At 30.2% G+C, this 21,042-nt stretch carries 23 protein-coding genes, 3 tRNA genes and 2 pseudogenes; 4 read left to right on the top strand and 24 right to left on the bottom strand.

Features of this window, described 5'->3' with window-relative positions; translation table 11 throughout:
* Nucleotide 1: 1 nt before the first annotated feature.
* The 18 genes and pseudogenes from nuoK to ABXT72_RS02925 form a co-directional block, all read right to left on the bottom strand.
* A complete protein-coding gene (gene nuoK / locus ABXT72_RS03010) occupies nt 2-313 on the bottom strand; it encodes an NADH-quinone oxidoreductase subunit NuoK (RefSeq protein ID WP_415278984.1) in 312 nt (103 codons plus the stop codon).
* A complete protein-coding gene (locus ABXT72_RS03005) occupies nt 306-938 on the bottom strand; it encodes an NADH-quinone oxidoreductase subunit J (RefSeq protein ID WP_415278982.1) in 633 nt (210 codons plus the stop codon). Before ABXT72_RS03005 ends, nuoK begins: the two co-directional genes overlap by 8 nt.
* A 2-nt stretch (nt 939-940) precedes the next feature.
* Nucleotides 941-1,426: an NADH-quinone oxidoreductase subunit NuoI gene (gene nuoI, locus ABXT72_RS03000; protein ID WP_415278981.1), complete on the bottom strand. Its 486-nt coding sequence runs from the start codon at nt 1,424-1,426 to the stop codon at nt 941-943.
* 2 nt (nt 1,427-1,428) lie between these two features.
* On the bottom strand, nt 1,429-2,427 hold the full coding sequence (gene nuoH / locus ABXT72_RS02995; protein ID WP_415278980.1) for an NADH-quinone oxidoreductase subunit NuoH: 999 nt from the start codon (nt 2,425-2,427) through the stop codon (nt 1,429-1,431).
* 4 nt (nt 2,428-2,431) lie between these two features.
* Nucleotides 2,432-4,474, bottom strand: a complete 2,043-nt coding sequence (gene nuoG, locus ABXT72_RS02990) for an NADH-quinone oxidoreductase subunit NuoG (RefSeq protein WP_415278979.1) — start codon at nt 4,472-4,474, stop codon at nt 2,432-2,434.
* Nucleotides 4,467-5,798, bottom strand: a complete 1,332-nt coding sequence (gene nuoF, locus ABXT72_RS02985) for an NADH-quinone oxidoreductase subunit NuoF (protein ID WP_415278978.1) — start codon at nt 5,796-5,798, stop codon at nt 4,467-4,469. Before nuoF ends, nuoG begins: the two co-directional genes overlap by 8 nt.
* Nucleotides 5,791-6,399, bottom strand: a complete 609-nt coding sequence (gene nuoE, locus ABXT72_RS02980) for an NADH-quinone oxidoreductase subunit NuoE (protein ID WP_415278977.1) — start codon at nt 6,397-6,399, stop codon at nt 5,791-5,793. Before nuoE ends, nuoF begins: the two co-directional genes overlap by 8 nt.
* The gene (locus ABXT72_RS02975) at nt 6,399-7,574 is read right to left on the bottom strand and encodes an NADH-quinone oxidoreductase subunit D (protein ID WP_415278975.1); all 1,176 of its coding nucleotides are present in this window, start codon (nt 7,572-7,574) and stop codon (nt 6,399-6,401) included. The genes nuoE and ABXT72_RS02975 overlap by 1 nt, the downstream gene beginning before the upstream one ends.
* Entirely contained in the window at nt 7,558-8,166 is a 609-nt protein-coding gene (locus ABXT72_RS02970) for an NADH-quinone oxidoreductase subunit C (protein WP_415278974.1), read from the bottom strand. Before ABXT72_RS02970 ends, ABXT72_RS02975 begins: the two co-directional genes overlap by 17 nt.
* Before the next feature lie 5 nt (nt 8,167-8,171).
* Entirely contained in the window at nt 8,172-8,693 is a 522-nt protein-coding gene (locus tag ABXT72_RS02965; RefSeq protein WP_415278973.1) for a NuoB/complex I 20 kDa subunit family protein, read from the bottom strand.
* An 11-nt stretch (nt 8,694-8,704) separates the two neighbouring features.
* Nucleotides 8,705-9,073 carry an NADH-quinone oxidoreductase subunit A gene (locus tag ABXT72_RS02960; RefSeq protein ID WP_415278972.1) on the bottom strand — a complete coding sequence of 123 codons (369 nt, stop codon included), beginning with the start codon at nt 9,071-9,073 and terminating at the stop codon, nt 8,705-8,707.
* An 86-nt stretch (nt 9,074-9,159) separates the two neighbouring features.
* A tRNA-Asp gene (locus tag ABXT72_RS02955) sits at nt 9,160-9,236 on the bottom strand.
* 14 nt (nt 9,237-9,250) lie between these two features.
* Nucleotides 9,251-9,326: transfer RNA gene (locus tag ABXT72_RS02950), tRNA-Val, on the bottom strand.
* 83 nt (nt 9,327-9,409) lie between these two features.
* Nucleotides 9,410-11,790: pseudogene (lon, locus tag ABXT72_RS02945) on the bottom strand (endopeptidase La).
* Nucleotides 11,791-11,852: 62 nt separating this feature from the next.
* Nucleotides 11,853-13,121 (bottom strand): ATP-dependent Clp protease ATP-binding subunit ClpX, encoded by a 1,269-nt coding sequence (clpX, locus tag ABXT72_RS02940; RefSeq protein WP_415278971.1) that lies wholly within the window; start codon nt 13,119-13,121, stop codon nt 11,853-11,855.
* A 90-nt stretch (nt 13,122-13,211) separates the two neighbouring features.
* Nucleotides 13,212-13,823 carry an ATP-dependent Clp endopeptidase proteolytic subunit ClpP gene (clpP, locus tag ABXT72_RS02935; protein ID WP_415272313.1) on the bottom strand — a complete coding sequence of 204 codons (612 nt, stop codon included), beginning with the start codon at nt 13,821-13,823 and terminating at the stop codon, nt 13,212-13,214.
* A 31-nt stretch (nt 13,824-13,854) separates the two neighbouring features.
* Nucleotides 13,855-15,276: a trigger factor gene (gene tig, locus ABXT72_RS02930; RefSeq protein ID WP_415278970.1), complete on the bottom strand. Its 1,422-nt coding sequence runs from the start codon at nt 15,274-15,276 to the stop codon at nt 13,855-13,857.
* A gap of 16 nt (nt 15,277-15,292) precedes the next feature.
* Nucleotides 15,293-15,377 (bottom strand) — tRNA-Leu (locus tag ABXT72_RS02925).
* Nucleotides 15,378-15,478: 101 nt separating this feature from the next.
* Here ABXT72_RS02925 and ABXT72_RS02920 point away from each other — a divergent pair.
* Together ABXT72_RS02920 and ABXT72_RS02915 are read left to right on the top strand one after the other, a co-directional pair.
* The gene (locus tag ABXT72_RS02920) at nt 15,479-15,727 is read left to right on the top strand and encodes a DUF1289 domain-containing protein (RefSeq protein WP_415278969.1); all 249 of its coding nucleotides are present in this window, start codon (nt 15,479-15,481) and stop codon (nt 15,725-15,727) included.
* Nucleotides 15,724-15,900, top strand: coding sequence for a hypothetical protein (locus ABXT72_RS02915; RefSeq protein WP_415278968.1), 177 nt, complete (start codon nt 15,724-15,726; stop codon nt 15,898-15,900). The genes ABXT72_RS02920 and ABXT72_RS02915 overlap by 4 nt, the downstream gene beginning before the upstream one ends.
* 4 nt (nt 15,901-15,904) lie before the next feature.
* Here ABXT72_RS02915 and ABXT72_RS02910 read toward each other — a convergent pair whose 3' ends face one another.
* Nucleotides 15,905-16,051, bottom strand: coding sequence for a hypothetical protein (locus ABXT72_RS02910; RefSeq protein WP_415278967.1), 147 nt, complete (start codon nt 16,049-16,051; stop codon nt 15,905-15,907).
* A gap of 37 nt (nt 16,052-16,088) precedes the next feature.
* Nucleotides 16,089-16,649, bottom strand: a complete 561-nt coding sequence (locus ABXT72_RS02905) for a histidine phosphatase family protein (protein WP_415278965.1) — start codon at nt 16,647-16,649, stop codon at nt 16,089-16,091.
* Nucleotides 16,650-16,651: 2 nt separating this feature from the next.
* Here ABXT72_RS02905 and ABXT72_RS02900 point away from each other — a divergent pair.
* Nucleotides 16,652-17,331 (top strand): annotated as a pseudogene (locus ABXT72_RS02900) (uracil-DNA glycosylase).
* Here the strand turns inward: ABXT72_RS02900 and ABXT72_RS02895 are convergent.
* Nucleotides 17,321-17,743 (bottom strand): YbgC/FadM family acyl-CoA thioesterase, encoded by a 423-nt coding sequence (locus ABXT72_RS02895; RefSeq protein WP_415278963.1) that lies wholly within the window; start codon nt 17,741-17,743, stop codon nt 17,321-17,323. The pseudogene ABXT72_RS02900 and the gene ABXT72_RS02895 overlap by 11 nt on opposite strands.
* A 58-nt stretch (nt 17,744-17,801) precedes the next feature.
* Here ABXT72_RS02895 and ABXT72_RS02890 point away from each other — a divergent pair, with 58 nt between their 5' ends.
* Complete coding sequence (locus ABXT72_RS02890) at nt 17,802-17,939, top strand: hypothetical protein (protein ID WP_415272304.1); 138 nt, start codon at nt 17,802-17,804, stop codon at nt 17,937-17,939.
* Nucleotides 17,940-17,941: 2 nt separating this feature from the next.
* Here ABXT72_RS02890 and ABXT72_RS02885 read toward each other — a convergent pair whose 3' ends face one another.
* From ABXT72_RS02885 to ABXT72_RS02875, 3 genes are all read right to left on the bottom strand, one after another.
* Nucleotides 17,942-18,589 (bottom strand): DUF3047 domain-containing protein, encoded by a 648-nt coding sequence (locus tag ABXT72_RS02885; protein WP_415278961.1) that lies wholly within the window; start codon nt 18,587-18,589, stop codon nt 17,942-17,944.
* Nucleotides 18,590-18,789: 200 nt separating this feature from the next.
* Complete coding sequence (locus ABXT72_RS02880) at nt 18,790-19,536, bottom strand: SDR family NAD(P)-dependent oxidoreductase (protein ID WP_415278959.1); 747 nt, start codon at nt 19,534-19,536, stop codon at nt 18,790-18,792.
* Between the two features lie 4 nt (nt 19,537-19,540).
* Nucleotides 19,541-20,998, bottom strand: coding sequence for a cytosine permease (locus ABXT72_RS02875; protein ID WP_415278957.1), 1,458 nt, complete (start codon nt 20,996-20,998; stop codon nt 19,541-19,543).
* Nucleotides 20,999-21,042 lie beyond the last annotated feature (44 nt).

Raw genomic sequence — 21,042 nt, 5'->3', positions numbered from 1 at the left:
ATTATCCCTTCAAACTATTTATATCTTCAACTCTAATTGTTGATGAGTTTCGATAATAAACGACTATTATAGCGAGACCTATGGCAGCTTCTGCAGCAGCTACAGTTAAAATAAAGAGTGTAAAAATTTGACCTGTTATATCATTCAAAAATATAGAGAAAGCCACCAAGTTAATATTCACTGCTAATAAAATGAGCTCAATACTCATTAATATTACTATAATATTTTTTCTGTTTAAAAATATACCAACTATACCGATGGTAAATATTATAGCTCCCAAAGTAAGGTAGTGACCCAAGCCTACATCAATCATCAGATTTAACCCCCTTATTACTTGGAACATCTATTAATTCTACACCATCAGATCTTTCTCTAGATATTTGACTAAAATAACTTTGTCTTTTGACACCAGATCTCTGCCTAAAAGTAAGAACAATAGCTCCTATCATTGCAACTAATAAAATCATTCCACTTAATTGAAAGATGTGGATGTAGTCAGTATACAAAACATAACCAATGGCATGAGTATTGCTAATGCTACTATCTATATTTAATGACATAGATGAAACAAGATCTGGCTTATATTTCCATCCACCAATAACAATAATTAGTTCAAAAAATATAATAGTACTGATAATTAATCCAACTGGAATATGTTTAGAGCTCACTCTAGCACTAAACCATTGGTTTTTCTGTTGAGCTACATTTAACATCATAACAACAAATAAGAATAAAACAGCTACAGCACCAACATAGATAATTAACATTATCATTCCAAGAAATTCCGCACCTATCATTATAAACAAGCAAGAAATACTAATAAAATCTAAAATTAAAAAGAAAACAGAGTGAACAGTATTTTTTGAAACTGTAACCATTATTGCAGAAACAATTGCTATTAATGAAAAAATATAAAAAAAAATTGCGTGTGCTAGCATAATTATCTATGAGAGTTATCAGCTTTAATATTTGCAGCTAAAACATTTTCCCATCTATCCCCATTATCCAAAAGTTTTTCCTTATTATAATAAAGTTCTTCTCTTGTTTCTGTTGAAAATTCAAAGTTAGGACCTTGAACAATTGCATCAACCGGACAAGATTCTTCACAAAGTCCACAGTAAATACATTTCATCATATCAATATCATATCGAGTAGTTTTTCGACTTCCATCTGCTCTTTCAGAGGATTCAATTGTAATTGCCTGGGCTGGGCATACTGCTTCACACAATTTACAAGCAATACATCTTTCTTCACCATCAGGATATCTTCTTAAAGCGTGCTCTCCTCTGAAACGGGGACTGATTTTACCCTTTTCAAATGGATAGTTAATTGTTTTTTTTGGTTTAAAAAATTCTCGTAAGGCGATCGTAAGACCACCTAAAAAATCTAACATAAAAATTGTTTTAAATATTCTTGAAATTTTCATAATTAATTTATTGGTAAAAGGTTAAAGTAAAATAAAAAACTTGCTGTAAGAACTACCCATGTTAGCGATAAGGGTAGAAAAATTTTCCAACCTAGTCTCATTAACTGATCATATCTATATCTTGGAACAATTGCCTTTACTAAAGCAAAGAGTATAAAAAGAAGTAGTATCTTTAAAATTAACCATATAGCTCCAGGAATTACATTAAAAGGAAATAAATCTATAGGTGAAAGCCATCCACCTAAAAATAGAACTGATCCCATTGCACACATAAGAAGAATGTTTGCATACTCGCCCAACCAAAACATTGCATACATCATTCCAGAATATTCAGTTTGATATCCCGCGACAAGTTCAGCTTCAGCTTCAGGTAAGTCAAATGGTGGTCGATTTGTTTCTGCCAAAGCAGAGATAAAAAAAATTACAAACATTGGAAATAATGGAATTACAAACCATAAGTTTTCTTGTGCCATAACTATATCATTTAAGTTTAACGAACCCACACAAAGCAAAACATTAATTATAATAACACCGATTGAAACTTCGTAAGATACCATTTGAGCTGCTGATCTAATTGCACCTAAAAAAGGATATTTTGAATTTGAGGCCCACCCACCCATAATGATTCCATAAACACCCAATGATGAAACTGCAAATAAATAGAGAATACCAACATTAATGTCAGCCAATACTTGAGTTGCACTAAATGGAATAACTGCCCAAGAGATTAAAGCCAAAGTCATAGTGACAATTGGAGCTAATATAAAGATTACTTTATTAGAGCTTGAGGGAATAATAACTTCTTTAAACATATATTTTAATGCATCAGCCAAAGATTGAAGTAAACCAAAAGGTCCTACAACATTTGGTCCCTGTCTTTTTTGAACAAATGCCCAAATACGACGATCAAGCCAAACAATCATCGCGACAGAAACAAGAACTGGTACTAATAAAAATAAGATTTTATATGTCTCTGAAAAAATTATACTTAAATATTCCATTTTATTAACCTTCTGTACCTGTTAATTTTAAATTAACTTTAGCTGTTTTGCATTCAAGCATTGTCTTTGAGGCTCTTGCTATTGCATTTGAGTAATAATAATCTTCATTCTCAACTTTTAAAATTTCTTGCTTAAATTCTACATTTTCAACTGTAGAAGATTTAATAGATTTATCTTTTTCAATAAACAAATTAATTTGGTTAAGTAAACTACTATCCAACTCATCTTTATCATTAAATAATTTTCTATGATTCATTGTTTCTGCTAATTCATTAATTATCAACCAGTCTTCTTTAGCTTCTTCTGGTGGAAAGGAGGCTTTATAAGCTTTTTGTATTTTACCTTCTAAGTTCGTAAAGTAACCATTTTGCTCTGTGTATGCAGCTCCTGGAAGTATAATATCTGCAATCTCAGCTCCTTTATCTCCATGACTTCCTTGATAAATTATAAATTCATTCTTTTTTTCAAATTTAAGATTATCAACTCCCAATAGGTAAACTATTTCAAACATGTGATTTTCTAAATCTTTTAGTACTTCATTTGAACCATCTACTGTTTTATATAATCCTAAATCAAAACTACCAACTGTAGATGCATTTTCTGAAATTGTATTTAAAGAATTCCATTCATCTGACATTTTATGATTTTTTTTTAAAAAAGACTTAACAGATTCAAAAATATATTTTGCAGATTTAGTTTTAAGAGATGACTGACCAAAGATAATTAACGGTTTTTTAGCCTCTTTAATTAGACTGGATACTTCATGGTTATCTTCTGTAATTTTTTTAATATTTTCAATATCACCATCTAAAGACTCATATGGGTATGTTAGATCACCAACATCATTTAATGAAATTATTTTTGTTTTATTTTGTAAGTATGCTTTTCTAATACGTGCATTTAAAATTGTTGCTTCATACCTGGGGTTACTTCCTATGAGTAATATAAAATCTGCTTCTTCTATTCCATTAATTGTTGAATTGAATAAATAATTTTCTCTTTTTTTTGAATTTAAATATGTATGATCACTTCTTGACTCTACATTATGAGAACCAAGTGTTTTATTGAAAAACTCTTTAAATATATAGAGTGTTTCCATATTAACTAGATCACCAGACATTCCACATATTTTATCTTTGTCAGCATTTTTAAACTTGGACTTAATTATATTAAAAACTTCATTCCATGATGCTTTCTCAAATTTACCATTATATTTTATATAAGGGGTATCCAAGCGTTGGTTTAACAAACCATCACAAGCATATCTTGTTTTATCTGAAATCCATTCTTCGTTAATATCTTCGTTAATTCTTGGTAAAATTCTTTTTACTTCCCAACCATAGGTATCAACTCTTATATTTGAACCAATAGCGTCCATTACATCAATAGATTCTGTCTTCTTTAATTCCCAGGGTCTAGCCTCAAATACATAGGGTTTAGACGTTAAGGCACCAACCGGACATAAATCTACAACATTAGCTGATAATTCTGATTGCATGGATTGCTCAAGATATGTTGTAATTTCCATATCCTCACCTCTACCTATGGCTCCAATCTCTGTTACACCAGCAACCTCTGTAGCAAATCTAACGCATCTAGTACAATGTATACATCTAGTCATTTGTGTTTTGATTAAAGGTCCCATATTTTTTTCAGAGACTGCTCTTTTATTCTCTTTGTATCTAGACTTATCAACACCATAGAACATGGACTGATCTTGTAAATCACACTCTCCCCCTTGATCACAAACAGGACAATCCAACGGGTGGTTAGCCAACAAAAATTCCATGACTCCTTTTCTTGCTTTTTCAACAAACTCAGTATTTGTTTTAATACTCATTCCTTCTGATGCTGGCATGGCACATGAGGCTACAGGTTTGGGAGATTTTTCTAATTCTACTAAACACATTCTACAATTTCCTGCTATTGATAATTTTTCATGATAACAAAATCTTGGGATTTCAACTCCAGCCTTTTCACAAGCCTGAAGTACAGTTAGCCCCTCTTCAACTTCTATATCAATTTCATTTACTTTTAATTTAAGCATTTTTTTTATCCAATAAGTGTTGATCTACTAAATAGGGAATATTCTTTTCTTTTTTTATAGTTGGGTTAAGATTGTTTCTATCCTCAATCTCTTTTTTAAAATGCCTTAATAATCCTTGTACAGGCCATGAAGAACCCTCACCAAAAGCACAAATAGTGTGTCCCGCAATTTGATTTGTAACATCACCAAGCATTTCAACTTCATCTCTTGATGCTTCACCTTTAGCCATTCTTTCAAGCATTCTCCACATCCACCCTGTACCTTCTCTACAAGGTGTACATTGACCACAACTTTCATGTTTATAAAATCTAGCAATTCTTGCCATGCATTTAATTATGTCTTGATCTTTATTAATAACAACTATACCTGCAGTCCCCAGTCCACTTTTTTCTGCCATTAATGAATCAAAATCCATTGTTAAAGTCTCACAAGTTTTTTGTGGTATCAAAGGCATTGATGAGCCACCAGGTATTACAGCTTGTAAATTTTCCCATCCTCCAATTACACCTCCAGCATGAACTTCGATTAGTTCTTTAAGAGATATACTCATTTCTTCTTCAACATTGCATGGGTTATTAACATTTCCAGAAATACAGAAAATTTTAGTACCTGTATTTTTTGCTTTTCCTAAAGATGCAAACCATTTTCCACCCCTTCTTAATATTGTTGGAACAACTGCTATAGTTTCAACATTGTTAATTATGGTTGGGCAACCGTATAAACCAATTAAAGCGGGGAAAGGTGGTTTTAATCTAGGTTGACCCTTTTTACCCTCTATACTCTCAAGTAAAGCTGTTTCTTCTCCACATATATATGCTCCTGCTCCATAGTGAATATAAATATCTAAATCCCAACCAGTTCCAGATGCATTTTTTCCTATTAAATTTTTTTCATAAGCTTCATCAATTGCTGCTTGAAGTTTTTCTCCATCTATAAAGTACTCTCCTCTTATATAAATATAACAAACATGAGCTTGAACAGCGTATGCAGCAATCAAGCATCCTTCTATTAATTTATGAGGTTCAAATCTTAAAATATCTCTATCCTTACAGGTACCTGGTTCTGACTCATCTCCATTTATAACTAGATAATGAGGTCTTAAACCTAGTTCTTTCGGTGCAAAAGACCATTTTAAACCAGTTGGAAATCCAGCACCTCCTCTTCCTCTAAGTTCTGAGGCTTTAACTTCAGTTATTATCCAATCTCTACCTTTATCAATTAAATCTTTAGTATTTGTCCAGTCACCTCTTTTTCTTGAAGACTCAACATCTGAACCTTTATCATTATATAAATTCTGAAATATTCTATCTTCGTCTTTAAGCATTTTTTAAATCCATAAGTGTTTTTCTATTATTTTCAGGTTCGTTGTTTAAACGACCCCTATAAGATCCTGGCTTAGGTGTTTCACCAGTTAAGATCTTATCTAAAATTTTTAATGTCTTTTCTTTATCTAAATCTTCATAATAATCATCATTAATCTGTAACATGGGTGCATTAACACAAGCTCCTAAACACTCAACTTCCATCCAAGAACAACTTTGATCTTTTGATAATTCATTTTCATTCTCAGAAATTTTTTCTTTGCACGCTTCAACAAGTTTATAAGCACCTCTAATCATGCATGGTGTAGTTGTGCAAACTTGTATAAAATGTTTACCAACTGGAGCTAGATTATACATTGTATAAAATGTTGCCACTTCATAAACTTTTATATAAGGCATATCTAAAAGCTTACCAATGTACTTCATGGCAGCCAAAGGAATCCAGTTACTGTTTTGTTTCTGCGCTATATAAAGTAAAGCCATTACTGCACTTTGCTGTTTATCCTTTGGATATTTTGCAATAATTAATTTGGCAGCTTCTAATGAGGCTGGATTAAAATCAAAATTCTCAGGCTGTTCTTTTGAAGGTCTTCTTAAACTCATTATCTATCTACCTCTCCAAAAACTATATCTAGTGAGCCTAATACAGCAGGCACATCTGCAAGCATATGACCTTTAATCAGGTAATCCATTGCAGCCAAATGAGAAAATCCGGGGGCTCTTATTTTACACTTGTATGGTTTGCTAGAACCATCAGATATTAAGTAAACACCAAACTCACCTTTGGGAGCTTCAACAGCTGTATAAATTTCATCTTTATCAACACGATAACCTTCTGTAAATAGTTTAAAATGGTGAATTAAAGCTTCCATAGATTGTTTAATATCTTTTTTTGGTGGTGGACTAATCTTTCCATCGGAGGATTTAACTGGTCCTTTTGTCATTTTAGCAAGACATTGTTTGATTATGGAAACGCTCTCTCTCATTTCATCTATTCTACATAAATATCTGTCATAACAGTCTCCATTTTTTCCAACAGGTATTTTAAATTCTAACTGCTCATAACACTCATACGGTTGTGACTTTCTTAAGTCCCAAGGAACACCAGAACCTCTGATCATGACGCCACTAAAAGAATAGTCTAATGCATCTTCTTTAGTAACGATTCCTATATCAACATTTCGTTGTTTAAATATTCTATTGTCAGTCAATAATGTTTCAAGATCATCGATTATTTTAGGAAACGACACACAAAATTTACCTATATCTTCTTCTAGCCCCATTGGTAAATCTTGATGAACTCCACCTGCTCTAAAATAATTAGCATGTAATCTTGAGCCTGAGGCTCTTTCATAAAAAGTCATTAAAGTTTCACGCTCTTCAAAACCCCACAATGAAGGAGTTAACGCACCAACATCTAATGCTTGAGTTGTTACATTTAATATGTGACTTAAAATTCTTCCAATCTCACAAAACATAACTCTTATAAATTGTGCTCTAATGGGAACATTAATCTTTAAAATTTTCTCTATAGCTAATGCAAAAGCATGCTCTTGGTTCATTGGAGCAACATAATCAAGTCTGTCAAAATAAGGTACAGCTTGCATGTATGTTTTGTTTTCTATTAATTTTTCAGTACCACGATGTAATAATCCAATATGTGGATCTGCTTTTTCAACAACTTCTCCATCTAATTCTAAAATTAATCTTAAAACACCATGAGCGGCTGGGTGTTGAGGTCCGAAATTAAGATTTAGAGTTTTAGTTTTTTTTGTCATTATCAATTTCTGTCTGTTTTTTTATGTATTTTGTTCCCTCCCAGGGACTTTCATAATCAAAATTTCTATAATTTTGTTCTAATTTAACTGGTTCTTTAATTACCTTTTTTTGATCCTCACTATACCTAACCTCGGTATGACCAGTTAAAGGGAAATCTTTTCTCAAAGGATGCCCTTCAAAATCATAATCAGTAAGTATTCTTCTTAAATCAGGATGATCTTTAAATTTAACTCCGTACATATCAAAAACTTCACGTTCCATCCAGTTTGCTGCAGGATAAATGGGAGTTAAAGATGATATAACTTCATTTTCACTTATTAAATAACTCAATATAATTCGCTGATTAAATTCATGACTTAAAAATAAATACACAACTTTAAAACGTTGAGTGTTTTCTGGATAATCAACAACAGTAATATCAATTAACTGTTTAAATTTTGTATTTTCGTTATTCTTCATATGTAAAGTAACATCTATTAAATCTTCATTATCAATAGTGATATATAGTTGATCGTGTCTAATCTCAGTTTTTTTAATCTTAGTGGTAAGCTCTGAGTTAATTTTTTTTTCAAGATCTATTAAATTTTGCATATAAATTATCTTTCAAAAGATCCTTTGTTTCTAATTTTTTTTTGTAACTGCATAATACCATAAAGCAATGCTTCTGCAGATGGAGGACAACCAGGTACATATATATCTACTGGAACTATTTTATCACATCCACGAACTACAGAGTATGAATAGTGATAATAACCACCACCATTTGCACAGCTTCCCATGGAAATAACATATCTCGGTTCTGGCATTTGATCATAAACTTTTCTTAAAGCTGGAGCCATCTTATTGGTTAAAGTTCCAGCTACTATCATCACATCAGATTGTCTTGGTGAGCCTCTTGGTGCAGCACCAAATCTTTCTAAATCATACCTGGGCATTGCTGTTTGCATCATCTCAACAGCGCAACATGCTAAGCCAAAAGTCATCCAATGTAGGGACCCCGCTCTTGACCAGTTTATTAAATTATCAAGAGAAGTTGTTATAAAACCATTTTTACTAAAATCTTCAGAAAGTTGTTTAAACTCTTCTGGAATTTCTTTATTTTTATTTTCTAAATTCATAGTTTAAAATTTTATTCCCAATCTAGAGCACCTTTTCTCCACTCATAAATAAAACCAATTGTAAGTATAAATAAAAAAATCATCATTGAGGAAAAACCCAGCAGACCTATATTTCCTAAAGAGATTGCCCAAGGAAAAAGGAAGGCTATCTCAAGATCAAAAATTATAAAAAGGATTGCCACTAAATAAAATCTAACATCAAATTCTATCCTTGAATCTTCGAAAGGTTCAAATCCACATTCATATGCTGATAATTTTTCTGGATCAGGATGTTTTGGTGAAAGAATTAAATTAATTACTACAAAAGCACAACTCAAGGCAAGGGCTATTATTAAAAATAATATAATAGGCAGATAATCTTTTAAAAATTCTGAAAGCATGAAGTCTATATAGCAGTTTTTATATCATGTTGAAGTGCTCTTACGTCACAATATATGTGATATTCACATTAAATAGACTAAAAAAGTGGCGGGAGTGAAGGGACTCGAACCCTCGACCTATCGCGTGACAGGCGATCGCTCTAACCAACTGAGCTACACCCCCACTTTTACTAGTTTTGGTGGGTAGTAAAGGACTCGAACCTTTGACCCCCTCGGTGTAAACGAGATGCTCTACCAGCTGAGCTAACCACCCTAAACCAAAATTATCGTTTAGTTATAACAATTATTTATGAAAGTCAAAACAGATATTAAACAGAAAAGGATGTAAATTGGTAATTATTGAATACTTGCTTGAGATTTATCGTCAGATTGAGAAATTTTATCAACCTCTACCCACTCAACTCTTTTTAACTCTTTAGTTAATGCTATTTTTAATACTTCATCAGCATGCTCAACTGGAGTAATTTTTATATCATCAATAATCTTCTTAGGCATATCAACAAGATCTTTTTCATTTTCTTTAGGAATTATAACTTGTTTTATTCCAGCTCTATGTGCTGCTAATAGTTTTTCTTTTAATCCACCAATTGGCAATACTTGACCTGTTAATGTCACCTCACCAGTCATCGCAACATCTCTTCTGACAGGGTTATTTGTGATTGCAGAAACTATTGAAGTGACCATTCCAATACCTGCTGAAGGGCCGTCTTTAGGTGTTGCTCCTTCTGGAACATGAATATGAAAATCTTTTTTTTCAAACAAGGGAGGAATAATTCCATAATCTAAACTTTTTGATCTAATGAAAGATTTTGCAGCCTTGATAATTCCTGCATCACATCTCCAAGTTTACCAGTAATTTGCATTCTACCTTTTCCTGGCATTATGACAGTTTCAATTTTAAGAATTTCTCCACCATATTCAGTCCACGCTAAACCTGTGACAACGCCAATTTTATCTTCACTTTCAAGTTCACCAAATTTAAATTTTTGAATTCCTAAATAATCAGGTAAGTTTTTTAAATTAATTTTAACTTCTTTTTCTTCGCCAGAAACTACCTTCTTAACAACTTTTCTAGCTACTTTTGAAATTTCTCTTTCTAAGTTTCTTACACCAGACTCTTTTGTATAACTTTGGATAATTTCTTTAATAATATCCTCAGATAAAGTCATTTCTTTTTCTTTAACTCCATTATCTTTAATTTGTTTAGGAAGCAGATACTTATTTGCAATATTAATTTTTTCATCTTCTGTATAACCAGCCAATCTAATTACTTCCATTCTGTCTAATAATGGTGGCAGGATATTTAAAGTATTAGCTGTAGTAACAAACATGACATCAGATAAATCATAGTCAACTTCTAAATAATGATCATTAAATGTAGAATTTTGTTCTGGATCTAATGCTTCCAATAAAGCAGAAGACGGATCACCTCTATAATCATTTCCAATTTTGTCTATTTCATCAAGAAGAATAAGTGGATTTTTTGTACCTGCTTTTTTCATCATTTGAATAATTTTACCAGGTAAAGAACCAATGTAAGTTCTTCTATGACCTCTTATTTCAGCTTCATCTCTCATACCACCAACTGAAACTCTTACAAATTCTCTATTAGTAGCTTTCGCAATAGATTTTCCTAATGATGTTTTACCAACACCTGGAGGACCAACTAAGCATAAAATTGGGCCTTTAATTTTTTCCATTCTTTTTTGGACAGCTAAAAATTCAATAATTCTTTCTTTAACTTTTTCTAAACCAAAATGATCAGCATCAAGAACTGCAAGCGCCTTCTTAAGATCAATATCAACCTGGTCTTTTTTATACCAAGGTAGATCTGTCATCCAATCAAGGTAATTTCTCACAACAGTAGCCTCAGCAGACATTGGGCTCATATTCTTTAATTTTTTAAGCTCAGCCATACATTTCTTTTCAACATCTTTTGGCATTTTTGCTTTAATAATTAATTTATTTAAACTTGATGTCTCATCTTTCCCATCTTCAATTTCACCTAATTCTTTTTGAATAGCTTTAAGTTGCTCATTTAAATAATATTCTCTTTGAGTTTTTTCCATTTGGGTTTTTACTCTTCCTCTAATTCTTTTCTCAACTCCTATAATACTAGTTTCATTTTCCATTATTTTAATTATAGAATTAAGTCTTTTCTTAACATCTATAGTTTCAAAAATTTGTTGTTTCTCTGAAATAGTAGCCGTTAGGTGAGACGCAATATTATCAGCAATGTGTGATGCGTTAGTTAATTTTTTAATATTATTAATTGTTTCACTTGATATTTTTTTATTAATTGAAGTTAGTTTTTCTAGTCTTCTTACAGCAGTCATTGCTAATGGAATTAAGTCTTCATCTTTAGTAACTACATCATGTTGATGAGCATATTCACAAATAATAAATTTCTCATTATCTTTAAAATCTAAGATTTTTACTCTTTTGCTTCCTTCAACTAAAACTTTTACTGTACCATCTGGTAATTTTAGTAATTGTAAAATATTACCTTCACAACCATACATAAAAACATCAGTTTTTTTAGGGTCATCTATTTCTGAATTTTTTTGCGTAACTAGAACAATTTTTTTGTCCTTTTTCATAACTTCATTTAAGGCAGCAATAGATTTATCTCTACCCACAAATAAGGGAATAACCATATTTGGAAAAACAACAATGTCTCTTAACGGTAATAAAGGTCGTTCAATTTTAACATCCATTATCTAAATATGGAGATTAAATATGATATTGCAATAGCTATTTATTACTTATTAACGTGAGATTAAGCAGCTGAAGTTTTTTCAGTCTTTGTTTTGCTGCTATTTTTTGAATGAACTATGATTGGTTGAGATAGGCCTTTGGCCGCACTAGCATCTACAATAACTTCCTCCACATTGTCTTGACTTGGAAGATCGTACATTGTTTTTAATAAAATATTTTCTAAGATTGATCTAAGGCCTCTAGCCCCAGTTTTCTTGTTAATTGCTTTTTGCGCAATCTCTTTGATCGCATTTTCTTTAAAATTTAATTTAGCACCATCTAGTTTAAATAATTCTTGGTATTGTTTAATCAGTGAGTTTTTTGGTTCTTGTAATATTTTAACTAAAGTTTTTTCATCAAGATCTTCTAAGGTTGCTATCATTGGAAGTCTGCCAATAAATTCTGGGATTAAGCCATACTTTAACAAATCTTCAGGTTCTAAAGTTTTCATCCATTCACCTGTTTTTTTATCATCTGTTTTTTTAACATTTGCACCAAATCCAATTGATGTACCTTTATCTCTTTGAGATATTATTTTATCTAGACCAGCAAATGCTCCCCCACAAATAAATAAAATGTTTGTAGTATCTACTTGTAAAAATTCTTGTTGTGGATGCTTTCTTCCTCCTTGAGGTGGAACACTTGCTACTGTCCCTTCCATAATTTTTAATAGTGCTTGTTGGACACCCTCTCCCGATACATCTCTTGTAATAGAAGGGTTTTCTGACTTTCTGCTAATCTTATCAACTTCATCTATATATACAATTCCACGTTGTGCTTTTTCAACGTTGTAATCAGCAGCTTGTAATAATTTTAAAATTATGTTTTCAACATCTTCACCAACATAACCTGCTTCAGTTAAAGTGGTTGCATCTGCCATTGTAAATGGAACGTCAAGAATTCTTGCTAATGTTTGAGCTAATAAAGTTTTTCCACAACCAGTTGGACCAACTAAAAGAATATTTGACTTTGAAAGTTCAACTGTTTTACTTGTTTTGCTCTCGTAATTAAGTCTTTTATAATGATTATGAACAGCAACTGATAAAACTTTTTTTGCATGAGGTTGTCCAATAACATAATCATCTAATACGGCACAAATTTCTTTTGGTGGTGGTAATCCATCTTGATGTTTAACAAATGTATCTTTGCTTTCTTCTTTGATGATATCCATACATAGCTCAACACACTCATCACATATAAATACAGTTGGACCTGCAATAAGTTTTCTAACTTCATGCTGGCTCTTGCCGCAAAAAGAACAGTAAAGAATATTTTTATTATTTGTTGTCATAAATTTATAAACGAATCAATTAGGATACTTTAATATAGATGACTCATACTAATCAAGTATCAGTTTAGTGGGGTGTCAAGATGTAGTGTATTAAGATCTATTTTCGACTACTGCGTCAATCAAACCAAACTCTTTTGCAGTATCTGGCTTCATAAAGTTATCACGTTCTAGTGCTTTCTTCACATCATCAACTGATTTTCCAGTATGTTTTGAGTAAATTTCATTAAGTCTTTTCTTTAAATCCATAACTTCATTGGCATGGATCTCTATATCAGTTGCTTGTCCTTGAAAACCAGCCGAAGGTTGGTGGACCATAATTCTAGAATTTGGTAAAGAAAATCTTTTACCTTTCTTACCTGCAGCTAATAAGAATGAACCCATTGATGCAGCTTGACCAATACATAAAGTTGAAACATCTGGCTTAATGTATTGCATGGTATCATAAATTCCAAGACCTGCAGTCACTAGTCCTCCAGGACTGTTAATATATAGATTAATTTCTTTTTTTGGATCTTCAGACTCTAAAAATAATAGTTGAGCTGTAACTAAAGATGCGACGTTATCATTTATTGGTCCTACTAAAAAAATAATTCTCTCTTTAAGAAGTCTTGAATAAATATCATACGCTCTCTCACCTTTATTTGATTGCTCAACAACCATTGGTACTAGGGTATTCATTTGATCTAATAAGTTTGTTGTCATAAGTTGATTCTTTTACTTATACAACTTGTGATTACTTTTTACTAACTTTTTTTGCTGAAGGTTTTTTAGATGCTGAAGGTTCTGGCTTTTTTTCAATTTTAGCAGATTTTGAAGCTTTTTTTTCCTCAGGATGATCATGGTCATGTTCGTGATTATGATCTTGTTTTTGATGTTCTTTTAAAATTTTTTCTGCTTCTTCTTTGGTAATTTCTTTTTTAGATGCTTCCGCTTTAGTTTTTATTAGATCAATAATTTTTTCCTCATACACGGTTCCTCTTAAACTGGCTAATGCTGATGGATTTTTTTGGTAAAATTCCATTACCATCTTTTCTTGACCAGGCATCATTCTAAGTTGTTTTTGAACTTCAGCTTGAACTTCCTGTTCGGTTACTTTAATTTTATTTTGTTCACCAAATTCATTTAAGATTAGTCCAACTTTAATTCTTTTTTTAGCAATTTCTTCAAAGTTCTTTCTACTTTTTTTAGAATCTTCTTCTGTCATGCCTTGTGCTAAAATTTTAACCTCTTCTTCAATCAAGTTTTCTGGAATTTCATCCACTTTAAAGTTTTCAATTTCTTTCAAGATTTGAGTTTTAGCTAATTTATCTAAGGAATTTTTATACTCATCATTGATTTGTTTGCTAACTAACCCCTTTAAATCAGCAAGATCTTTTGCACCTAAATTTTTTGCAAAGTCATCATCAATTTTTACCTCTTCTGATTTTTTAACCTCTATAATCTTACAGATAAAATTAGCTTTTTTATTTGCATATTCTTTTTGTGGATAATTTTCAGGAAGTGTAACATCAACAGACTTTTCATCATTTTTTTTAACACCAGTTAGCTGTTTATCAAAACCCTTAATAAATAAATCTTTACCTAAAATTAATTGAGTATTTTTTCCTTCACCTCCAGTAAAGTCTTTTCCATCAATTGTTGCTTTGTAATCAAAAATAACCAAATTTTTGTCAACTGCTTTAACGTCAGCTGCCACTTCTTTAAAGTTATTTTGACTTTTGGCTATTTCTTTAATTCTTTTATCAGTTTCATTTGCATCAATTTTAACTGAATATTCATCATACTTAATATTTTCAACAGATTTAAGCTCGACTTTTGGAAGTTCTGTTACTGACATTACATATTCCAGATCTTTATCCTCACCATAAGTTTTAAGATCGAGTTTAGGTTGTCCGGCTGGTTTAATTTTATTGTCTTCTAAAGCTTTAACTGAAGTATCTTTAAGAACTTTATCAAGCACTTCACTAAAAATTGCTTGACCAAATTGTCTTTTTAAAATTTCTTTAGGAACTTTTCCAGGTCTAAAACCTTTTAAGTTAACAGTATTTTTAATTTCTTCATATTTTTCATCCATATAAGAGTTCATAGTTTTTTTATCTATGAAAACTTTAATGTCTTTATTTAGACCTTTTTTATTTTCTACTGTAACTTTCATAATTTTTTCAACTTGTTGGTAGGCGAAAAAGGACTCGAACCTTCACATCTTTCAATACTGGTTCCTAAGACCAGCGCGTCTACCAATTCCGCCATTCGCCCACAATTCTTGAGGCTTTATATAGGATAGATTCTATTTGTCCAATGAGAATAATTATGAAATATAATAATATTCAATTATATTAACTAAAAATTTAAAAAAAATGATTGTTTCTCCATGTATAAGCATATGTAAAACAGATCCTCAAACTGGATACTGTTATGGTTGTGGTAGAAATAATGAGGAAAAAAAGATGTGGAAATTAGAAGAAACATCAGATGAATGGAAAAAATCTAATCTAACTGATATTCAGGAAAGGCTGGGTGGCTGGCAATTAAAAAGTTTTAAAAAGTCTTATAATCATAAAGTTGAAAATGGAATTTCACTTTATAAAAAAAATTTAATTAAATGAATAAAATAACAATAGCAACTATAATTTATGTACTTGGTATCTTAATTGGTGCTTTTTTTTTAAAAGTTTGGGGCGCAGAAACATCATTTATAAAAACTATTTCAATATTTGTATGGACAATTATTTTCTTAATCGCACTATTTTATGCAGATAAAAAAGAGAGAAAAAATTAGATAATTAAGATTTTTTATTATTAGTTTTTGTCTTATTTAGTCTATTAATCAAATTTATTTTTTTTGATCCAAACTTACTATTGGTAATATTGCTTCGATGTTTTGCAAAAGCTTGTTTTTGAGCTAACTTCATTGCTTTTTTTGATGACATAAACCTATTCTATATTTTATTATAAAAAAATATAGTTTTAATTATTACTAGTATTTATACTTGTTAGGATATTAAAATTTCTATCCGTTATGACAATCTGACCTGAAGAAGTAGACATATTTAAAATTTCTGAGATTACAACATAATGTGTTACTAATATTAAGTTTTTTTTACCATCCCAGTTTATTATATAACCTTTTAATTCTTTCATTTGTTTATCTTTATTATGAGCAAACTTTTGACTAAAAAATGAATTTAAAAAACTTTTTGTTTCATAATTATTAAAAGCATATTTTGCTGTTTCTTTACATCTGCACCATTCACTAGATAAAACCTTATCAATTATTATATCATTTTCTTCAAAAAACTTACCTATACGTTTTGATTGTGCAATACCTTCAGAATTTAAATTACGTTGTGAGGCACAGTTTGCTATATCAAATCCATCAGGATCACCACCACCTGGTGCGTATGCGTGCCTTATAAATATTATTTTTCCGTTATCTCTTAATATATTTTGAAGATCATTTGCTGAAATAACTTTAAAAGATACATTGAAAGATATAAGCAAGAGTATAGTAATTTTAATTAACCTCATCAATGAACATTAAATTTAAAAAACTAAATAATTCAATAATTAAATGCAAAAAGTGCTCTAGGCTAATTAAATTTAGTAAGAAAATTTCAATAATTAAAAGAAAGCAAAATATAACAGAGGTTTACTGGGGAAAACCAGTTACTGGCTTTGGTGATATTGATGCTAAATTAATGATTATCGGTCTTGCACCCGCTGCACATGGTGGGACAAGAACTGGAAGAGCATTTACAGGTGATAAATCTGGTGATTTTTTATTTGGCTGTCTCCATAAGGTTGGTATATCCAACATCCCAACCTCTACACACCGTAAAGATGGCTTAAAACTTAATAGTACATATATTACAAATATCTTAAAATGTGTTCCACCTGAAGATAAACCATTAAATAAAGAGCTAAGTAATTGTTCAAATTATTTCGATAATGAATTCAAAATTTAAAAAACTTAAAAGTTATAATAAGCTTAGGTAAAATTGCTTTTGATAACTGTATTAAATTTTATAAAAAAAATTTTTTAATTAAGCAAAAATTTACATTTAAGCACGGTATTAAATATAAATTACCTGATGGGAAAATTTTAATTGCTTGTTATCACCCTAGTCCACGAAATGTTAACACTAAAATAATTGATACAAGAAAAATGATAAATCTACTTAGAACTGCTAAAAAGCACTCTAAAGCTTAATAGTATCACAAAAGTAAGGTTTGAAATCCTGAAATAAGGTGCCTGGTATCTTTATAGGTTTACCTTCTTTATTAACAAATACTAAATGAACTTTTGCTTCAACTATTAAATCTTCACCCCTTTTAATAAATTGATTCATAAAAAATGATGTTATTGTAATTGATTTAACAAAAGATCTTATTGTTAGCTCATCTTCAAGATGAGCAGAAATTTTATATTCAATATTACATGACTTAACTATAATTTGAGCTCCAAAGTCATCTTTAATCTTTTTGTTATTAAAACCTAATGTAACTAAAGCTTCTGTGCGGGCTCTTTCAAGGAATTTTAAATAATTTGCATAATACACGATGCCCCCAGCATCTGTATCTTCATAATAAACTTTAACATTGTGAAAAAAATTTTCATGCATTCATATATAATAACAAAAAAAATAATATTTAATACTAAACTAAGATACAATCATCATAATGAAAGTTTATATTATCTGGTTAATTGGTGTTATTTTATGGAATTTTGCTGTACCGAATGCTGCACCCATTGAGGATGTAATTGTAGCTGTGCTTTTATCCTTTTTAAGTATTGGTCTTAAAAAAGTATTTAAATAATCTTATTCTGTTGAAAAATAGATATCTTGATAATAAGATATAGCTTTTAACTTTGAGTTATCTGTATCAGTCATTATTGCAACTCCAGATATATCTTCCACATTTATTCCATGAAGTTTCATAAAGTCTTCCTTAACATTAGCTTTGACAGTCACCCATTTATCAAGGTTTTCTTGAGTTGTTGATAAAACATAATCAATTGATTTTTTTGTGTATGGACTAGGCCAATTTTTTCCTACTTTATTATTGCTAGAAAACACATAATTTATAGCTCTATTAGAAAGGGCTGTAGAGCCAGTTTTTTTTATAACGAATACTCTTGCAGCATAATCATGTCCCTTTTTACTGTTTTCTATTATACCAGATAAGTCTTTTTCAACTTTCCAAGTAATATTAATAAAAGGGGTTTTTAGTAGATCAATTTTAATTTCTTTACCTAAGCCAGATCCTTTACCTTCAGCTTCTGCTTTAATAAAATTACCTTTTTCATTCTTATCTAAGGTCCATGTTGTTTCACCTTTGTATTTTTTTCCAACTTTTAGTGTGTTGAATTCCTCATCTGTAAAATCAAAAACAGTAATTTTTTCAGCATTAACATTGGCTAGAAGTAAAAAAGAAGAAAATATTATTATTATAAAATTTCTTAACATAAGAAAACTATATAGCTAAAATTTTTTTAAAAACAACATTTGAACACACTTTAAACATTCTAAGATCAATATTTAATATTATCAATAGAGAATGAAATCAATTTCTATATTTGTACTTTTAATTTATTGGTCAGTAATTTTACTTGCACCAGTGATCTCTAAAGAAGATAAAGTTGATTTAAAAACTTTAACAATTAGTCTTAATAAGTAGATCTACCACCACTAATATCAAAAACAGCAGCTGTTGAAAATGAGTTTTCCTCAGATGAAAGCCAGCAAATTAAAGATGTAAATTCTTCAATTTCTAAAAATCTACCTCTTGGCACTTTTGATAACATTCTAGCTACATGTTCTTTTGACATTTGGTCTAATATTCTTGTTTTAGCCCCTGCTGGAGTAACAGCATTAACAGCTATATTCTTGCCAGCTAGTTCTTTTCCTAGTGATTTCGTTAAACCAATAGCACCTGCTTTTGCTGAACTATAAGCGCTTGCATTTGCATTACCATCTTTTCCAGCAACCGAAGCAACATTAACTATTCTACCATAATCATTTTTAATCATGTAAGGAACCACACATTTACAACAGTTAAATGTACCCATTAAGTTAATTTCTATTATTTTATTCCATTCCACTACATCATAATCCCAGAGTGAAGACGTAGACCCAGTAATACCTGCATTATTAATTAAAATATCAATATTTGAAGATTTTGCTATTTCATCAACTGTATTTTTGACATCTTTAAAATCAGATACATCAACAACATTATATGAAAGATCTTGATTGTTCACAGCTTTAACGGCTTTCTTTAATTCTTCTTCATCTATATCCCAGATAATAGCTTTTGCTCCTGACTTTAAAAAACGTTTAGCAATATCTAAACCAAAACCTTGTGCTCCACCTGTGATAATTGCTGTTTTATTTTTTAAATCAAATTGATGCATAAAATTATTTACTTGCTAATAAATAGTAAGTCAATGAAGAGATAAAAGCACCAATTAACCATGAGTAAGAATTAAAATTCATTAAACTTTGGTTCCAAATTGTTGAGGCAGCAAAAATAAATCCCAAAGCTATAGAATATAAAGCTTTTACATGCCATCCATTAGAATAAAAATAGGCTCCATCAGGTTCTGCTGAAAATATATCTTTATTATCTAAGTTTGATTTTTTAACTAAATAATAATCTACAATCATAACACCAAAGAGAGGTCCAAAAAATGAAGCAAAAGTATCGACAAAAGATAAAATTCCTATCTGGCTTAATAATGGTAACCAAAAAATACCAATTATAAATCCAAAAATAACAATAATATAAGAAGAAGTTTTTAGATTAAGTTTACTTGGAAAAAAATTTAACAAAGAGTTTTGAGCTGGCACATAATTTGCAATTAAATTGGTAGAGGCAGAAGCTATAATAATGAAAAATAAAACTATTACAGTTATAATAATATTATCTAAAGTTCCCACAATATCTGTAGGATTTGTAAGTATCTTTCCAATATCCTTAAGTTTTTGATGAAAAATTACATCAGCCCCAACAACTATAAACACAGTAAAAAATGAGAATATAATAAGATTTAAAAATAAACTCAAATTACCTTTTTTTAATTCTTCTTTATTCTTAACGTAACGAGCAAAATCTCCAAAATTTACAAGAATAATTGAAAAGTAAGCAAACACTATTCCAACTACAGTAATTAAAGGAGTAATATTACTCTTAAGAAATATATTGTTATAAGTAAAAATATCAGCAAATGATCTTGAAACCTCTTTAACATCCAAAAGAAGTACAACAAAAAAAAATAACAACATTCCAGAATAAACTGTTATTGCTGAATAATTAATAATTAACTTATTAAATTTATGACTTTTACTAAATAAAAAAGATTGTAATAGAATTGCTATTAGAAAAGAGGCCCAATCAATAATATTAAGACCTGAAATAAAAACTAAAAAAATATCATGTTGAAGAAAAGTATTATCAACAGAAAAGAAAAATATTCTAATTAAGTAACTAAATGCTTTTGATAAAAAATATGTTTGTATTCCAAACATGAAGATACCAACAAAGCCTCTTATTAAAGAAAAATATTTTGCCCCAAACACACCTAATGAGGTCCTTAAAATAACAGGAAATGGAAGACCATATTTTTGAGATGGCTTTCCTATCAAGTTAGCTAAAAAATAAACTAGAAGAGATCCAATTAAACATCCTAAAAAAACAACTGCAACGTTTAAGTCATAAACAAGGTATAATGATGCTATTAAGGAAAAAGCAATAACACTTTGTATATTGATACCCCAAAAACAAAAAATATCCTTCCAATCCCAAGTTTTATCATTTGGGTTAACTGATACCAGTTCCCAGTTAATAAGATTAATTTTATTTTTATGCTGAATCACTAATAAATAATAAACTAATTAGTTAAATTGGAATATCTTTTTTT

This window comes from Candidatus Pelagibacter sp. Uisw_094 (genome assembly GCF_047729535.1).
Lineage (GTDB): Bacteria > Pseudomonadota > Alphaproteobacteria > Pelagibacterales > Pelagibacteraceae > Pelagibacter.
The sequence above is the reverse complement of the archived record's forward strand: the minus strand, read 5'-3'. Positions and strand labels throughout refer to the sequence as shown.

Coding starts and splice junctions, on each gene's coding strand:
- nuoK (WP_415278984.1), bottom strand. CDS start 313: ATGATTGATGTAGGCTTGGGTCACTACCTTACTTTGGGAGCTATAATA.
- ABXT72_RS03005 (WP_415278982.1), bottom strand. CDS start 938: ATGCTAGCACACGCAATTTTTTTTTATATTTTTTCATTAATAGCAATT.
- nuoI (WP_415278981.1), bottom strand. CDS start 1,426: ATGAAAATTTCAAGAATATTTAAAACAATTTTTATGTTAGATTTTTTA.
- nuoH (WP_415278980.1), bottom strand. CDS start 2,427: ATGGAATATTTAAGTATAATTTTTTCAGAGACATATAAAATCTTATTT.
- nuoG (WP_415278979.1), bottom strand. CDS start 4,474: ATGCTTAAATTAAAAGTAAATGAAATTGATATAGAAGTTGAAGAGGGG.
- nuoF (WP_415278978.1), bottom strand. CDS start 5,798: ATGCTTAAAGACGAAGATAGAATATTTCAGAATTTATATAATGATAAA.
- nuoE (WP_415278977.1), bottom strand. CDS start 6,399: ATGAGTTTAAGAAGACCTTCAAAAGAACAGCCTGAGAATTTTGATTTT.
- ABXT72_RS02975 (WP_415278975.1), bottom strand. CDS start 7,574: ATGACAAAAAAAACTAAAACTCTAAATCTTAATTTCGGACCTCAACAC.
- ABXT72_RS02970 (WP_415278974.1), bottom strand. CDS start 8,166: ATGCAAAATTTAATAGATCTTGAAAAAAAAATTAACTCAGAGCTTACC.
- ABXT72_RS02965 (WP_415278973.1), bottom strand. CDS start 8,693: ATGAATTTAGAAAATAAAAATAAAGAAATTCCAGAAGAGTTTAAACAA.
- ABXT72_RS02960 (WP_415278972.1), bottom strand. CDS start 9,073: ATGCTTTCAGAATTTTTAAAAGATTATCTGCCTATTATATTATTTTTA.
- clpX (WP_415278971.1), bottom strand. CDS start 13,121: ATGACAACAAATAATAAAAATATTCTTTACTGTTCTTTTTGCGGCAAG.
- clpP (WP_415272313.1), bottom strand. CDS start 13,823: ATGACAACAAACTTATTAGATCAAATGAATACCCTAGTACCAATGGTT.
- tig (WP_415278970.1), bottom strand. CDS start 15,276: ATGAAAGTTACAGTAGAAAATAAAAAAGGTCTAAATAAAGACATTAAA.
- ABXT72_RS02920 (WP_415278969.1), top strand. CDS start 15,479: ATGATTGTTTCTCCATGTATAAGCATATGTAAAACAGATCCTCAAACT.
- ABXT72_RS02915 (WP_415278968.1), top strand. CDS start 15,724: ATGAATAAAATAACAATAGCAACTATAATTTATGTACTTGGTATCTTA.
- ABXT72_RS02910 (WP_415278967.1), bottom strand. CDS start 16,051: ATGTCATCAAAAAAAGCAATGAAGTTAGCTCAAAAACAAGCTTTTGCA.
- ABXT72_RS02905 (WP_415278965.1), bottom strand. CDS start 16,649: ATGAGGTTAATTAAAATTACTATACTCTTGCTTATATCTTTCAATGTA.
- ABXT72_RS02895 (WP_415278963.1), bottom strand. CDS start 17,743: ATGCATGAAAATTTTTTTCACAATGTTAAAGTTTATTATGAAGATACA.
- ABXT72_RS02890 (WP_415272304.1), top strand. CDS start 17,802: ATGAAAGTTTATATTATCTGGTTAATTGGTGTTATTTTATGGAATTTT.
- ABXT72_RS02885 (WP_415278961.1), bottom strand. CDS start 18,589: ATGTTAAGAAATTTTATAATAATAATATTTTCTTCTTTTTTACTTCTA.
- ABXT72_RS02880 (WP_415278959.1), bottom strand. CDS start 19,536: ATGCATCAATTTGATTTAAAAAATAAAACAGCAATTATCACAGGTGGA.